This is a genomic window from Bradyrhizobium sp. ISRA464, from assembly GCF_029910095.1.
Lineage (GTDB): Bacteria > Pseudomonadota > Alphaproteobacteria > Rhizobiales > Xanthobacteraceae > Bradyrhizobium.
The window spans coordinates 7,912,299-7,925,128 of record NZ_CP094526.1; the positions used below are offsets into that span (position 1 = coordinate 7,912,299).

Here is a 12,830-nt window from a genome sequence, read left to right on the forward strand (position 1 = left end):
GTGCACAACCCCGCCAAGGATGGGCGCTCGAGCGTCCATCCTGATGCGGAAAGGCTTGGTTAATTTTTGCGGGGGGACTGGCTAGTGGATGGTACTGTCCGCGGTCTGCTTCAGCCGCTCGATCTCGTCCTTGACCATCAATTTACGGCGCTTCAACTCGAGAATTTGCAGGTCGTCTACTGAAGGGTGCACGAGCGCTTCGTGCAGTTCGTTTTCGAGAATTTTGTGCTTGCGCTCGAGTTCGACGAGATGGGCTTGTATTGCCATACGAACACTCCTCGGTGGGTTAAACCTCAGGTTCGATCCGGACCGGCGAGTGTACACAAGTGAGCGGAGGTGTCGATGGGGAACGCAAAATGCCGCAGTCAGGTTTCTGCGCCTATCTGTAGCCAATCGTGACTATGGAACCAGTTCAGCTTGCGCCGCGCGCGCCCAAGGACGATATTTCAACAGGCGGCGAGTGCTTCGCCCGCCACAACCTTATCGTGCTTATCAGTTAACGTACACCATGAACGATCAGGATGAGCGCGAACTCCACGCCGAGCTCGCACGTCTGCAACAGGAACACCGCGACCTCGACGCCGCGATCGACGCGCTGCATCAGTCGCCCGCGCCGGATCTCCTGATGCTGCAGCGCTTGAAGAAGCGGAAACTGCAATTGCGCGATCGCATCGCCTTCATCGAAGACCAGATCACGCCCGACATCATCGCGTGACGCGCGCTCCTGGGAGCGCCAAGCGATCGGGTTGACCGGCTCGTCGCGCGCAGACACCTTTCCCCGTCATCCACAGCGGCGGCCTGCTTCACGTTCGCGGCAACGGGTTTGCGACCGCGATGCCCCCTCTTGACTCAATTAGAACAAACAGGGAACATATCGACCCAGCCGCCAGACACAGAAAGGGAGTTTCGCCATGCCCGCACCGCCTTCCCTGCCCGACAACAACCGCTACGAGCAGGCCTGCGACCAGGCGATCGCAATGTGCGACGGCAACCTGCGCAGCACCATCAAGGCGCTGATCATGGCCAATGAATATCTGGAGACCGAGATTGAGGAGCTGCAGGCCGCGATCACCGCGAGCTGTGTACCGGCACCGACGCAGGCGGCGAGCGACGCCGCCTGATCTTCGAGGAGCAAATCCATTTCGAGGAGCAAATCATGGCTGATGTCACCTATTACGTGGCGTTGCCGTTCGTGCAGGACGACGACGGCACGCCGGTCGCGGGCAATGCCGAGGAATGCCAGAGTTCTGCGATCGCGCTGCGGCGCGCTGAGATGATGTCGCGCATGCCCGGCAGCATCGGCGCCGTCGCGTTCAGCCGTACGGGCGATCCTGCGATCGGCGAGTTCGGCGACGCCAAGCTGTTGCGGGCCTTCGGCAAGGTGCCGGAGGATTTGGGCGCGCCCTAGCCTCGTGCCTTAGCCTTGTGTCTTAGCTTTCGGGTCTTAGCCTCGTGCCTTAGCCTTGGGTCTGGTGCCGACGCTGCGCCTTGCGCACATACATCGCCCGGTCGGCCTCATCGAGGGCGCGCTCGACGTCCGAATGCGTGCCGAGGATCGCAACCCCCGCCGATGCCCCCGCAGAGACCTGACTGTCGCGGAAGACGAAGGTCAGGCGGTCGATCACGTCTTCCAGCATCGCGGCCTTGGCCCGGGCGTCGGTCTCGCCGAGATTCCACAACAGGATGGCAAACTCGTCACCACCGAGGCGGCCGATCACGTCGGAGGCCCGCACCACGCCCGACAGTGCGGCAACGATCGCCTTCAGCACCTCGTCGCCTGCTGCGTGACCGAACGCATCATTGATCGGCTTGAGACGATCGACATCGAGCACGATCACCGCACCCGAGGCATGGTAGCGCTGGATGAAGGCGATCGCGCGGGCGAGCTCCCGCTCGAAGCCGCGCCGGTTCAGGATATCGAGCAGGAAATCGGTTTCGGCTGTGGCCTGCAGTTCCGCGATCCGGGCCTGGGCCCGCGCCAGCTGCACCTTCAACCGGCGAATCGTCGATTTATCGTTGGCAGCGACCAAGTCCCGCGCGGGAGCCGCGGTTCCCACCCGGCCCGGCCCGGGCTTACGTAGAACTGTCGTGCTTTTCCGCCGTTTTGCCGCCCCGGAGGCGGTCGCGGTCGTCCTCTTCCTCATGCGCATCCTTGTTGAGGCCTGCTTATGAAGGCTTGCCGGGATTCACCAATACAGGATAGTCCATTCTGACTCCCTTGCCACGCCTTGGATGACGCCCGGGCCGCCCCTATAATCGGCCTATGCTTTTGGATTCCTGCACAGAATTGACGAAATGACCGCCCCGATCGCCATCATCATGGGAAGCCAATCCGATTGGGAGACCATGCGCCATGCCGCCGAGACGCTGTCAGCTCTCGGGGTCGCCTGCGAGACCCGGATCGTTTCCGCCCACCGCACCCCGGACAGGCTCTATGCCTTTGCCAAGGGAGCCAAGGCTGCCGGCCACAAGGTGATCATCGCCGGCGCCGGTGGCGCGGCCCATCTGCCGGGCATGACCGCGGCGCTCACGGAACTTCCGGTGTTCGGCGTTCCCATCGAATCGAAGGCGCTGTCCGGCGTCGATTCGCTCTATTCGATCGTGCAGATGCCGGCCGGGATTCCGGTCGGAACCCTCGCCATCGGCAAGGCGGGTGCGATCAACGCCGCACTGCTCGCGGCGAGCGTGCTGGCACTGAACGATTCCGCGTTGGCGGGCCGGTTGGTGGCCTGGCGCCAGCAGCAGACCGATGCGGTGAAGGACCATCCGGAGGCCTCGGCGTGACAGCTTCGACCGCAGTGAAGCTGAAGCCGGGCGACACCATCGGAATCCTCGGCGGCGGCCAATTGGGCCGCATGCTCGCCATGGCGGCGGCGCGCTTGGGGCTCAGGTGCCAGGTGTTTTCGCCGGACCCGGATTCGCCAGCCTTCGACGTGGTGCAAAACGCAACCTGCGCGGAATACGCCGACGTCGAGGCGCTCGAGCTGTTCGCCAACGACGTCGATGTCGTCACCTATGAGTTCGAGAACGTGCCGGCGGCAACCGCTCTGGTGCTCGCCGCGCGACGCCCGGTCCTGCCCGCGCAGAAGATCCTCGAGACCACGCAGGACCGGCTGATCGAGAAGGACTTCGTCAGCAAGCTCGGCATCGGCACCGCTGATTATGCCGACGTCTCCTCGGTCGGCATGGTGCGCGCGGCGATCGAACGCATCGGCCTGCCCGCGGTCATCAAGACCCGTCGTTTCGGCTATGACGGCAAGGGCCAGGCGATCATCCGCGCCGGCGACGACCTCGACCGGGTTTGGCAGGACCTCGGCACCAAGTCGGCGATCCTCGAGGCCTTCGTGCCGTTCGAACGCGAGATCTCGGTGATCGCGGCACGCTCGGCCTCCGGCGAGGTCGAGTGCTTCGACGTTACCGAGAACGAGCATCGCGACCACATTCTGAAGATCTCCCGCGCGCCGGCGGCCATTCCCGACGCAGTCGCCGCGCAGGCACGCGCCATCGCCGAGAAAATCGCAACCGCGCTGAACTATGTCGGCGTGCTGGCGGTCGAGATGTTCGTGGTGCCAGGCAATGGTGCGCCCACGGTCCTGGTCAACGAGATCGCGCCGCGCGTGCACAACTCCGGCCATTGGACACTCGACGGCGCCTCGATCTCGCAGTTCGAGCAGCACATCCGCGCAATCGCCGGTTGGCCGCTGGGCAAGCCGGTGCGTCACGGCGAGGTCACCATGACCAACCTGATCGGCGACGATATCCTGAATTATGAGCAGTGGCTCACCGTGCCCGGCGCCACAGTTCATCTCTACGGCAAGGGCGCACCGCGCCCCGGCCGCAAGATGGGCCATGTCACCCAGGTGACTCCAGCCCGCAAGCCATAGGTCACGGTCCGCCACAGCGGCACGCCCGACAGGTCAATGAAGACAGACGAACGAAAATGGGATCGTGACGATCACGATCCCATTTGCTTGATCACGCGGTTTTCACGCCGGCGACGACACCGGTCGGCTCGTCGCTGACCCAGCGATAGATCACGCCGCCGAGCACGCCGCCGATCGACGGCGCGACCCAGAACATCCAGAGCTGCGCCAGCGCCCAGCCGCCGACGAGCAACGCCGGTCCGGTGCTGCGCGCCGGATTCACCGAGGTGTTGGTGACGGGAATGCTGACGAGATGGATCATCACCAGCGCAAGCCCGATCGCGAGCGGAGCGAAGCCCGCCGGCGCCTTGCCTTGGGTCGCCCCCATGATGACGAACAGGAACATCATGGTCATCACCACTTCGGTGATGAAGCACACCACCATGCTGTACTGACCAGGCGAGTGCGCGTCATAGCCGTTCGATGCAAAGCCCTTGGCCACGTCGAATCCCGGCGCGCCGCTGGCGATCACGTAAAGCAGTGCAGCGGCCATGATCGCACCGGCGACCTTGGCAATGATGTAGGGCAGGATCTGGCCCGTCGGGAAGCGCCCGCCCGCGGCAAGCCCGACCGTTACGGCCGGATTGAGGTGACAGCCAGAGACATGGCCGATGGCGTAGGCCATGGTGACCACGCTCAGACCGAACGAGAGCGCCACGCCGACGAGGCCTATTCCGACCTGCGGAAAGCCGGCCGCAATCACCGCGCTGCCGCAGCCGGCGAAGGTCAATCAGAAGGTGCCGATGGCCTCGGCCGCATATTTCTTCATATCCATGTCGCATCTCCCCTATTTCCAATGTCCGGGTTATCAAAACGCCGGGAGCGGCCCAATCTGGGCGCCAAATCACCCAAATCAGGGCCGCACAGGGGCAGTTTCGCCGCATTTCGCGCCTTTACTAGGCCGGAAAGTCACTCCACTGGTGGACATCAGCGCATTTCTCTGATACATGCGCGCGCCTAGGGTTAAGAAGCAGGCCTTTTGCCGCCTCTTCACTTTGCCAGAATTCCGAACCGATCAATTCAAAAGAGGATGCCGCGTGCAGGTTCTCGTCCGCGATAACAATGTTGACCAGGCTCTCAAGGCGCTGAAGAAGAAGATGCAGCGCGAGGGCATTTTCCGCGAGATGAAGCTCCGCGGTCATTACGAAAAGCCGTCCGAGAAGAAGGCCCGCGAAAAGGCCGAAGCCGTCCGCCGCGCCCGCAAGCTGGCGCGCAAGAAGCTGCAGCGCGAAGGCCTGCTGCCGATGAAGCCGAAGCCGGTGTTCGGCGCCGGTCCGGGCGGCGACCGTGGTGCCGGTGGCCGTGGTGGCGCAGGCGCTGGTCGCGGACCGCGCTGAACCGTTTGCCGATCTGGAAGTCTAACAGCGCGGGCCTGGGGCCCGCGTTGTTGTTTTGAAGCAGGCGGCATTCCGGGTTACCAATGCAAAATCACCTGCAAGAGCATTTTGCATAATGGCTGTTCCGGCGCCCCGCCCCCGTTCCGGACCTGTGCGGCGCCATCGCGCGTCGCAATTCATCGCCCTTGCGATCGCCCTTGCCCTCCCCCTTGGAGGCTGCTCCATCGACCTCGGGTCATGGGGCTCCGACGACAAGACGAAGCCGGCGGCCGCCGCCGAGAAGCCAGCCGACACGATCACCGCGCAAAATATCAGCGACGCCAGGGATCACGCGACCCGCGGCCAGGCGCTGGCGCATGACGGCAAGCGCGACGAAGCGCTCGCCGAGTTCGACCAGGCGCTGGCGGCAGACCCCTACAACATCCAGGCGCTCTACGGCCGCGGCCTGATCTATCAGGGACAGGGCCAGCATCAGCAGGCGATCGAGGATTTCACCGCGGCGAGCGGCCTGTCACCGCAAAAGGCCGAGCCCCTGCTTGGCCGTGCCACCAGCTACCTCGCTATCGACAAGGCCAAGCAAGCCGCCGCCGACCTCGACGAGGCCGTTCAGGCCGATCCGAACAGCGCGGCGGCGTGGAGCGTCCGCGGCCAGGTCTATGAGCGGCTCGGAGAGAAGGCCAAGGCAGCGGCGTCCTACAATCGCGCGCTCGCGCTGCGGCCAAAGGACGACGGCGCGCGCAGCGGCCTGGCGCGCACCGGCGGCTAAAGCGTCTTCGGGCGGCTTACTTCGGCAGAACCGCGTGGAATACCGACTTGGCGGCGGACAGCATGTCGTCGGCTACCGTGTGGTCCTTCGGAGGCGGCGGCTCAGATGCCTCGGCACGCAGATCAAGCGGCGCGCGCGCGACCGGAATGTCGGCCGGCGGAGTCAGGCGGTCGGGATCAGAAGCATCGGCCGCATAGGGCGGCCGCGGCTGCGACGACTGATCGACCGATTGATCGGTCGGGTTGGAGACCATGATCGGCGGCGGCAGGGGCCGGATCGACTGCGGCGTCGCGGCGCGCTGCGCCTCGGGCAGCCGGGCCATCTCGGTCGGACGCGGTTCCTGGCGGACAGCTTCCTGCGCACGCGGAGGGCTCTCCTTGCGCAGCCGCTCGATCGCCGCACGGGCAAGGTCATTGGCGTCACGTCCCTCTTCCGGTGCGACCGCGGCCTCGGCCGCGGGGGCTGCCGGCGTGAGCTTCGCCACCGCCTTCGGCGCGGAGTGATGGCGCGTGTCGGCAGGGATGCTCGCGGTCTCGGCCGGCGAATCGGCGGCCTTCACGTCGGCGGATTTCTCAGCCGGCTTTTCGGTGACGGTGGCCTTCTCGGACGCCGACCGTTCGATCAGCGTCCTCTCGGAGATGCCCTTGGCCTTCACGCCAGCTTCGGGGAGGCTGCTGACGACGGTGGGCTTCTCTGCGGGCTTGGCGACGACTGGGGTGGCAGTAGCAGACACCGCCGCCTGTGCAGGTGCTTCCGGCTTGGCGACGATGTAGTGGTTAACGATGTACGCCCCGATGATGGTCGCCGCCACCGAGGGAAAGATGTCCATCGCGAATTTCTTCAAGTAACTCAGCATGGCCCTGCCACTCCCCGCCCCGGATTTCATGCTGGAACTTTGAGGCACATTGAGGGATCAACTGCGTCGGATCAGTGGCAAACGCCTGTTCCGCCGTCACCTTTGGTGTCACTTCAGTTTCAGCCGGAGGCGACTCCACGTACAAAATCGCGGCGCCGCTTCCGCTTTCCAGATCATCGTGCAGCCGTTAACGCGCGATGAATTTCCACACCCGTCGGCACCGATCTGCCATTCCGGAGTCGCAATTCGGCCGTGAAACGGCAGGCGCAGGTCTCAAGGCTTGAGTTCGACCTCGAGGAACACGATCTCGCTGGCGGTCTCGTTGAGCACGTCGTGCTGGACGCCCGCCTTGCGGAAGTAGGACTTGCCGACGCCGAGCTGCGCCTTCGAGCGCTCGCCGTTCGGCGTCACGATCGTCATCTCGCCTGCGGTGATCGGCACGATGACGTAGTCCATCTCATGGGTGTGGGGGCCGGTGGCGCTGCCCGGCGCCAGCCGCCATTCGGTGACCCGCACCTCCGGCGTGTCCATCTGAACATCCGATGCAGCACTGAGCATGATATTTTCTCCACGTTGACGCGTTGTCTGGCGCGCGAATACCGGATCCGCCGTCAATGGAGAACAGGGGCTATCGGAAGCAAGGTCAAGAGGAGAAACAGCGGAACGAGAATGCCGGAGGCGATAAACAGATAACCGAAGAAGCTCGGCATCTTGATGCCGCGTTCCGCGGCGATCGCGGCAATCATGAAGTTCGGCGCGTTTCCGATATAGGTCAGGGCCCCCATGTACACGGCGCCCATCGAGATCGCTGCCAGCGTGCCCGAGAGCGCATTCATCAAGCTGTCGACATTGCCCCCGGCCAGCTTGAAGAACAGCAGATAGGTCGGCGCATTGTCGAGAAACGCCGACATCAGACCGGTGTACCAGAAATACGCCACCTCCTTGGGGGTGCCGTTGGCCTCGGTGACGGCCGACAGCAGCCAGGAAAAGGCGCCATCCTTGCCGGCGTCGAGCATGGCCAGCACTGGAATGATGGCGACGAAAATCGCGGCGAACAGTTTCGCAACCTCGCGGATGGGCTCCCAGGTGAACCCGTTGGCTTCGCGGTGCTCCTCGCGGGTCAGCCAGAGCGACAGCAGCGCGATCACGATCAGCATGGCGTCGCGCACCAGGTTCTGCAGTTCGAGATGGGTGCCGATGATGTCCACCGCGATTCCGGGCTTCCAGTTCGCCGACAGCAGGATGCAGCCCACGATCGCGGCGATCAGGGGGATATTGAGCAGCCCCCGGATCCTGATCGGGGCAAACGGGGCTGTGACGGAGGCCCCCGGTCGTTCGCCGCGGAAGCGCCAGAGGTCCACGACGGCGAAAATCGCCAGCAGCGAACCGGCCACGATGAGCGTCTGAAGCCAGAGGTTCCGCGTGGTCCAGAAGAAATCCACCCCGTTCAGAAATCCGACGAACAGCGGCGGATCGCCCAGCGGGCTCAGAGCGCCGCCGACATTGGCCACGAGGATGATGAAGAAAATGACCACATGCCGGTTGTGGGGGCGCGCGAGGTTTGCACTGATCAAGGGCCGGACCAGGATCATGCTTGCGCCAGTGGTGCCGACGATGCTCGCCATCACGGTGCCCAGTGCCAGGATGACCGTATTGTTCAGCGGCGTGCCTTTGATGTCGCCGCTGACGAGGATGCCGCCCGCGACCGTGTAGAGCGCGAACAGCAGCACGATGAAGCTCAGATATTCTGCGAGCAGCGCATGGGTGACGGCTGCCAGCGTCACCGCGCCGCCTGCAAGCCACCAGATCGCAGCGAGCGTCACGACAGCCCACCCGGCCGCGATCTTTCCATAATGGTGATGCCAGACCTTGGGAAACAGCAGCGGTCCCACCGCGATCGAGAGCAGCAGACCGATAAAGGGAAGCGCGAACGGCCAGCGCATCGCCGCGCCATCGAGCGTGGCGGCGTCGGCGGATTGCGGAAAGAGCACGAGCAGCAGGGCCGCGACCGGCAGGTATCTCATCAGGCGAGCGCTACGGCACAAAGACCATGAACACGAACAGGGCAAATACCACCATATGCACGAGCCCAAACAGAATGTTGGTGCGCCCGGTGCCGAAGGTGAGCATGCTGACCATGAAGGTGAGCAGCAGGATCAACATATGCTGGTTGCTGAGCCCGAGCACGAGTTCCTTGTCTAGCATATAAGCGGCAACCGCCACGGCGGGAACGGTGAGGCCGATCGTCGCGATCGACGAGCCGAGCGCGAGATTGATGCTCTTCTGCAGATCGTTCTTGTGCGCTGCCGACACCGCGGCGACGCTCTCCGGCAGCAGGATCAGGAGCGCGACCACGACGCCGGCAAAAGCCGGCGGCGCGCCGATCTTCGCGGTGACGACATCGACCACGATGGAGAACTTCTTGGCCGGCAGCACGACCGACAGGAGCGCCACTAGCAGCAATACGATACTGATCACCAGCATGCGGTCCGAGATTACCTCGCCATGCTCGGCCGCCTCGTTGGCGCTGCTGACGAAATAGTCGCGGTGGCGGATCATCTGGGTGTAGAGAAACACCGCATAAAGCAGCACGGTGACGGTGCTCACGACGGCAAGCTGGGCCGTGGAATAGACCGGCCCGGGCGCGGTCAGCGTGAAGTTCGGCATGTCCAGCGTAATGGTCGCGAGCACGAACAGGACGCTGAGATACAGGTTCGCGCCGGTGATCTGAAAGTCCTGCTCGCGATACCTGATGCCGCCGATGAAGATGCACAGCCCGACCAGGCCGTTGCAGACAATCATCACCACGGCGAAGACAGTGTCGCGCGCCAGCGTCGGCGCCGGCGTGTCGCCGAGCATGATGGTCGCAATCAGCGCCACCTCGATGACGGTAACGGCGAGCGTCAGGAGCAACGTCCCGAACGGCTCGCCGATCCGCTCGGCGATCATCTCGGCGTGGTGCACGGCTGCGAACACCGTGCCAAACAGAACCAGGAGCAGGACGGCCGCGAACAACCAGCCACCGGCCGATGGCGCGAAGGCGTAGCCCGACGCCGTGACGGCGGCAAACAACAGCGCCGCCAGAGCGGGAAACAGCCAGGCCGACCGCGGCATCGGTCCGAGTGCGCTCATGTCGTCAGCCCCCTCAATTCGATGGTCCGATTATGCGACAGACAATCGCCGCCGTCAGCCTCCCGCGGCGTTGATAAATTGCCGTGCGGTGCGGATCGCACCGAAATCATCGAGGTCGTCGTGCCCGCCACCCGCGAAGCGGACGAACTGCTTGGGCTCGTGGGCAAGGCTGAACAGCCGCTCGCCGAAGCCGATCGGGATCACCGGATCATCAGTGCCATGCATGAACAGGAGCGGCACCGTGACGCTGATGATGCGCCGGTCGGAGTGGAACTGGTCCCGCATCAAGAGGCTGACCGGCGCGAAGCGAAACAGCGCGCCGGCGACATCCGCCGTCGAGGTATAGGGCGCCTCGAGGATCAGCTTGCCGACGGGATGTTCGGCGGCCACCGCGACGGCCACTCCGCTCCCGAGCGAGAATCCCCAGGCTACGAGCCGCTCTGCGCTGTAGCGTGCGGTGGCGAACGCATAGGCCGCCTCGGCATCCAGCAGCAGTCCGCGCTCGCTCGGCGTCCCGCTCGAGCCGGCGTAGCCCCGATAGGACAGCGCGACCAGCCCGGTGCCGTCGGCCGTGATTCCCTTGAAGCGCGCCACGCGGCCGGCCAGGAAGTCGCCGTTGCCGTGAAAGAACAGGACGACGGGCCGCCCCGGCTTCGCCGGCACATGCCAGACGATGACCTTCTCGCCATCGGCGGTGGTCAGGACACGCTCTTCGGCCTCAGGAAATCCCGCCGCATCCGGCGCGGTCCGCCCGACCGGTGGAATCGGAAACAGCATGTCGCGCTGCTTGACGAACAACACCCCGAGCCCGCCGATATAGGCAACGGCAGTGGCAATCAGCAGCCACTTCAGGATTGTGATGACCAACGCCATCCAGGTTGCCGTAGCTGCTTCTCGCGCCGGGCTTTGAGCAGCTTCCCGGCGTCAGACCTGATGCTCTCCGGAATAGCCCGGCAAGCGCAAACCAGCGCATGCGCCCCGTGCCAATTGATCCGCGGTTCGCGCGTGACCCGGCGCGGCATGCGATTTTGTCGATGCCACTCCCGGTTCAGTGCCCTACATCGCCTTGACGATGCTCTCGGTGACTTTCTTAGCGTCGCCGAGCAACATCATGGTGTTATCGCGGTAGAACAGCGGATTGTCGATGCCGGCGTAGCCGGACGCCAGCGAGCGCTTGATGAACATCACGGTGCCGGCCTTCCAGACCTGCAGCACGGGCATGCCGTAGATCGGCGAGTTCTTGTCCTCTTCCGCGGCCGGGTTGGTAACGTCGTTGGCGCCGATCACGAAGGCGATGTCGGCCTGGGCAAACTCCGAGTTGATGTCCTCGAGCTCGAACACCTCATCATAGGGCACGTTGGCTTCGGCCAGCAGCACGTTCATATGGCCCGGCATGCGGCCGGCGACCGGGTGAATCGCGTATTTCACCTCGACGCCTTCCTTCTTCAGGAGGTCGGCCATTTCGCGCAGCGCATGCTGGGCCTGCGCCACCGCCATGCCGTAGCCGGGCACGATGATGACCTTCGAGGCGTTCTTCATGATGAAGGCTGCATCGTCGGCCGAACCGAGCTTGGCCGGCTTCTGCTCGCCGCTGCCGCCGCCCGCAGCCGCCGTCTCGCCGCCGAAGCCGCCGAGGATAACCGAAATGAACGAGCGGTTCATCGCGTGGCACATGATGTAGGACAGGATCGCGCCGGATGAGCCGACCAGCGCGCCGGTGATGATCAGCGCCGAGTTGCCGAGCGTGAAGCCGATGCCCGCCGCGGCCCAGCCGGAGTAGGAGTTCAGCATCGAGATAACGACGGGCATGTCGGCGCCGCCGATCGGGATGATCATGAGCACGCCGAGCGCCAGCGCGAGGATGGTGATCAGCCAGAAGTCGAGCGCGCTGCCCGACATCACGAGGCCAACGATGAAGAACATCAGCGCCAGCGCCAGCACGATGTTGATGACGTGCCGGAACGGCAGGATGATCGGCGCGCCGCTCATCCGCGCCGAGAGCTTCAGGAACGCGATCACCGAGCCGGTGAAGGTCAGCGCGCCGATCGCGACGCCGAGCGACATTTCGACCAGGCTCTGCGGGTGGATGTTGCCGGGCGTGCCGATGTCGAACGCTTCCGGCGCATAGAACGCACCGGCGGCGACCAGCACCGCGGCCATGCCGACCAGCGAGTGGAACGCGGCGACGAGCTCGGGCATCGAGGTCATCGGCACGCGACGTGCGATGACAGCGCCGATGCCGCCGCCGATCGCGACCGCAAGGATGACGAGCAGCCAGGCGACGCCGTCGGCCGGCGGATGGCTCGCGAGTGTCGTGCCGACCGCGATCGCCATGCCGATCATGCCGAGCAGATTGCCCCGCCGCGAGCTGGCCGGGCTCGACAGGCCGCGCAGCGACAGGATGAACAGCACGCCTGCCACGAGATACAACAGTGCAGAGAGATTGGCGCTCATCTCAGGCCCCCAATTTTCCTCATCCCGAGGTGTTTGCGCTTACTTCGACTTCTTCTTGTACATCGCCAGCATGCGCTGGGTGACGAGAAAGCCCCCGAAGATGTTGATACAGGCGAACACCAGCGCCACGAAACCGAAGCCGCGGGCCCAGCCCGAGCCGCTCGAAACCATGCCGACGCCGACCGCAAGCAGCGCGCCGACCACGATCACCGACGAGATCGCGTTGGTCACGCTCATCAGCGGCGTATGCAGCGCCGGGGTCACCGACCACACGACGAAATAGCCGACGAACACGGCGAGGACGAAAATCGACAGCCGGAACACGAAGGGATCGACGGCCTGCGCGATATGCTCCATGGCTT

The 12,830-nt window shown here is 64.4% G+C and carries 17 protein-coding genes; 7 read left to right on the forward strand and 10 right to left on the reverse strand.

Features of this window, described 5'->3' with window-relative positions; all coding sequences use genetic code 11:
* Window positions 1–81 precede the first annotated feature (81 nt).
* Window positions 82–267, reverse strand: coding sequence for a DUF465 domain-containing protein (locus tag MTX19_RS36625; RefSeq protein WP_280975469.1), 186 nt, complete (start codon window positions 265–267; stop codon window positions 82–84).
* A 241-nt stretch (window positions 268–508) separates the two neighbouring features.
* On the opposite strand from MTX19_RS36625, the gene MTX19_RS36630 reads away from it, so the two are divergent.
* The 3 genes from MTX19_RS36630 to MTX19_RS36640 all read left to right on the forward strand — a co-directional run bounded on the left by MTX19_RS36630 (window position 509) and on the right by MTX19_RS36640 (window position 1,408).
* A complete protein-coding gene (locus MTX19_RS36630) occupies window positions 509–715 on the forward strand; it encodes a DUF465 domain-containing protein (RefSeq protein ID WP_029085523.1) in 207 nt (68 codons plus the stop codon).
* A 196-nt stretch (window positions 716–911) separates the two neighbouring features.
* A complete protein-coding gene (locus tag MTX19_RS36635) occupies window positions 912–1,121 on the forward strand; it encodes a hypothetical protein (RefSeq protein WP_280981535.1) in 210 nt (69 codons plus the stop codon).
* Between the two features lie 35 nt (window positions 1,122–1,156).
* Window positions 1,157–1,408 carry a hypothetical protein gene (locus tag MTX19_RS36640; RefSeq protein WP_280981536.1) on the forward strand — a complete coding sequence of 84 codons (252 nt, stop codon included), beginning with the start codon at window positions 1,157–1,159 and terminating at the stop codon, window positions 1,406–1,408.
* Between the two features lie 49 nt (window positions 1,409–1,457).
* Here the strand turns inward: MTX19_RS36640 and MTX19_RS36645 are convergent, their stop codons facing one another.
* Window positions 1,458–1,988, reverse strand: a complete 531-nt coding sequence (locus MTX19_RS36645; protein ID WP_348638331.1) for a GGDEF domain-containing protein — start codon at window positions 1,986–1,988, stop codon at window positions 1,458–1,460.
* Window positions 1,989–2,295: 307 nt separating this feature from the next.
* On the opposite strand from MTX19_RS36645, the gene purE reads away from it, so the two are divergent.
* The gene (gene purE / locus MTX19_RS36650) at window positions 2,296–2,784 is read left to right on the forward strand and encodes a 5-(carboxyamino)imidazole ribonucleotide mutase (RefSeq protein ID WP_280975465.1); all 489 of its coding nucleotides are present in this window, start codon (window positions 2,296–2,298) and stop codon (window positions 2,782–2,784) included.
* Complete coding sequence (locus tag MTX19_RS36655) at window positions 2,781–3,884, forward strand: 5-(carboxyamino)imidazole ribonucleotide synthase (RefSeq protein ID WP_280981537.1); 1,104 nt, start codon at window positions 2,781–2,783, stop codon at window positions 3,882–3,884. Before purE ends, MTX19_RS36655 begins: the two co-directional genes overlap by 4 nt.
* Before the next feature lie 91 nt (window positions 3,885–3,975).
* On the opposite strand, the gene aqpZ is transcribed toward MTX19_RS36655, so the two are convergent.
* Window positions 3,976–4,653, reverse strand: a complete 678-nt coding sequence (aqpZ, locus tag MTX19_RS36660; protein WP_280981538.1) for an aquaporin Z — start codon at window positions 4,651–4,653, stop codon at window positions 3,976–3,978.
* Between the two features lie 307 nt (window positions 4,654–4,960).
* Between aqpZ and rpsU the strand changes: the two genes are divergently transcribed.
* Together rpsU and MTX19_RS36670 are read left to right on the forward strand one after the other, a co-directional pair.
* The gene (gene rpsU / locus MTX19_RS36665) at window positions 4,961–5,260 is read left to right on the forward strand and encodes a 30S ribosomal protein S21 (protein WP_280975462.1); all 300 of its coding nucleotides are present in this window, start codon (window positions 4,961–4,963) and stop codon (window positions 5,258–5,260) included.
* Between the two features lie 115 nt (window positions 5,261–5,375).
* Window positions 5,376–6,026 carry a tetratricopeptide repeat protein gene (locus tag MTX19_RS36670; RefSeq protein ID WP_280985730.1) on the forward strand — a complete coding sequence of 217 codons (651 nt, stop codon included), beginning with the start codon at window positions 5,376–5,378 and terminating at the stop codon, window positions 6,024–6,026.
* Window positions 6,027–6,042: 16 nt separating this feature from the next.
* Here the strand turns inward: MTX19_RS36670 and MTX19_RS36675 are convergent, their stop codons facing one another.
* From MTX19_RS36675 to MTX19_RS36705, 7 genes are all read right to left on the reverse strand, one after another.
* Complete coding sequence (locus MTX19_RS36675) at window positions 6,043–6,882, reverse strand: hypothetical protein (RefSeq protein ID WP_280981539.1); 840 nt, start codon at window positions 6,880–6,882, stop codon at window positions 6,043–6,045.
* A 273-nt stretch (window positions 6,883–7,155) separates the two neighbouring features.
* The gene (locus MTX19_RS36680; RefSeq protein ID WP_280981540.1) at window positions 7,156–7,440 is read right to left on the reverse strand and encodes a cupin domain-containing protein; all 285 of its coding nucleotides are present in this window, start codon (window positions 7,438–7,440) and stop codon (window positions 7,156–7,158) included.
* Window positions 7,441–7,493: 53 nt separating this feature from the next.
* The gene (locus MTX19_RS36685; RefSeq protein ID WP_280985731.1) at window positions 7,494–8,906 is read right to left on the reverse strand and encodes a sodium:proton antiporter; all 1,413 of its coding nucleotides are present in this window, start codon (window positions 8,904–8,906) and stop codon (window positions 7,494–7,496) included.
* A gap of 10 nt (window positions 8,907–8,916) precedes the next feature.
* A complete protein-coding gene (locus MTX19_RS36690) occupies window positions 8,917–10,014 on the reverse strand; it encodes an ionic transporter y4hA (RefSeq protein ID WP_280981541.1) in 1,098 nt (365 codons plus the stop codon).
* A gap of 54 nt (window positions 10,015–10,068) precedes the next feature.
* On the reverse strand, window positions 10,069–10,887 hold the full coding sequence (locus tag MTX19_RS36695) for an alpha/beta hydrolase (RefSeq protein WP_280981542.1): 819 nt from the start codon (window positions 10,885–10,887) through the stop codon (window positions 10,069–10,071).
* A 183-nt stretch (window positions 10,888–11,070) separates the two neighbouring features.
* Window positions 11,071–12,468 (reverse strand): NAD(P)(+) transhydrogenase (Re/Si-specific) subunit beta, encoded by a 1,398-nt coding sequence (locus MTX19_RS36700; RefSeq protein ID WP_280981543.1) that lies wholly within the window; start codon window positions 12,466–12,468, stop codon window positions 11,071–11,073.
* Window positions 12,469–12,507: 39 nt separating this feature from the next.
* Window positions 12,508–12,825, reverse strand: a complete 318-nt coding sequence (locus MTX19_RS36705; protein ID WP_280975454.1) for a proton-translocating transhydrogenase family protein — start codon at window positions 12,823–12,825, stop codon at window positions 12,508–12,510.
* Window positions 12,826–12,830 lie beyond the last annotated feature (5 nt).

Bases quoted from the DNA above. Each gene is read 5' to 3' on its own strand.
- MTX19_RS36630 (WP_029085523.1), top strand. From the start codon at position 509: ATGAACGATCAGGATGAGCGCGAACTCCACGCCGAGCTCGCACGTCTG.
- MTX19_RS36680 (WP_280981540.1), bottom strand. From the start codon at position 7,440: ATGCTCAGTGCTGCATCGGATGTTCAGATGGACACGCCGGAGGTGCGG.
- MTX19_RS36635 (WP_280981535.1), top strand. From the start codon at position 912: ATGCCCGCACCGCCTTCCCTGCCCGACAACAACCGCTACGAGCAGGCC.
- MTX19_RS36705 (WP_280975454.1), bottom strand. From the start codon at position 12,825: ATGGAGCATATCGCGCAGGCCGTCGATCCCTTCGTGTTCCGGCTGTCG.
- MTX19_RS36695 (WP_280981542.1), bottom strand. From the start codon at position 10,887: ATGGCGTTGGTCATCACAATCCTGAAGTGGCTGCTGATTGCCACTGCC.
- MTX19_RS36700 (WP_280981543.1), bottom strand. From the start codon at position 12,468: ATGAGCGCCAATCTCTCTGCACTGTTGTATCTCGTGGCAGGCGTGCTG.
- MTX19_RS36640 (WP_280981536.1), top strand. From the start codon at position 1,157: ATGGCTGATGTCACCTATTACGTGGCGTTGCCGTTCGTGCAGGACGAC.
- MTX19_RS36685 (WP_280985731.1), bottom strand. From the start codon at position 8,906: ATGAGATACCTGCCGGTCGCGGCCCTGCTGCTCGTGCTCTTTCCGCAA.
- MTX19_RS36675 (WP_280981539.1), bottom strand. From the start codon at position 6,882: ATGCTGAGTTACTTGAAGAAATTCGCGATGGACATCTTTCCCTCGGTG.
- MTX19_RS36670 (WP_280985730.1), top strand. From the start codon at position 5,376: ATGGCTGTTCCGGCGCCCCGCCCCCGTTCCGGACCTGTGCGGCGCCAT.
- purE (WP_280975465.1), top strand. From the start codon at position 2,296: ATGACCGCCCCGATCGCCATCATCATGGGAAGCCAATCCGATTGGGAG.
- MTX19_RS36690 (WP_280981541.1), bottom strand. From the start codon at position 10,014: ATGAGCGCACTCGGACCGATGCCGCGGTCGGCCTGGCTGTTTCCCGCT.
- MTX19_RS36625 (WP_280975469.1), bottom strand. From the start codon at position 267: ATGGCAATACAAGCCCATCTCGTCGAACTCGAGCGCAAGCACAAAATT.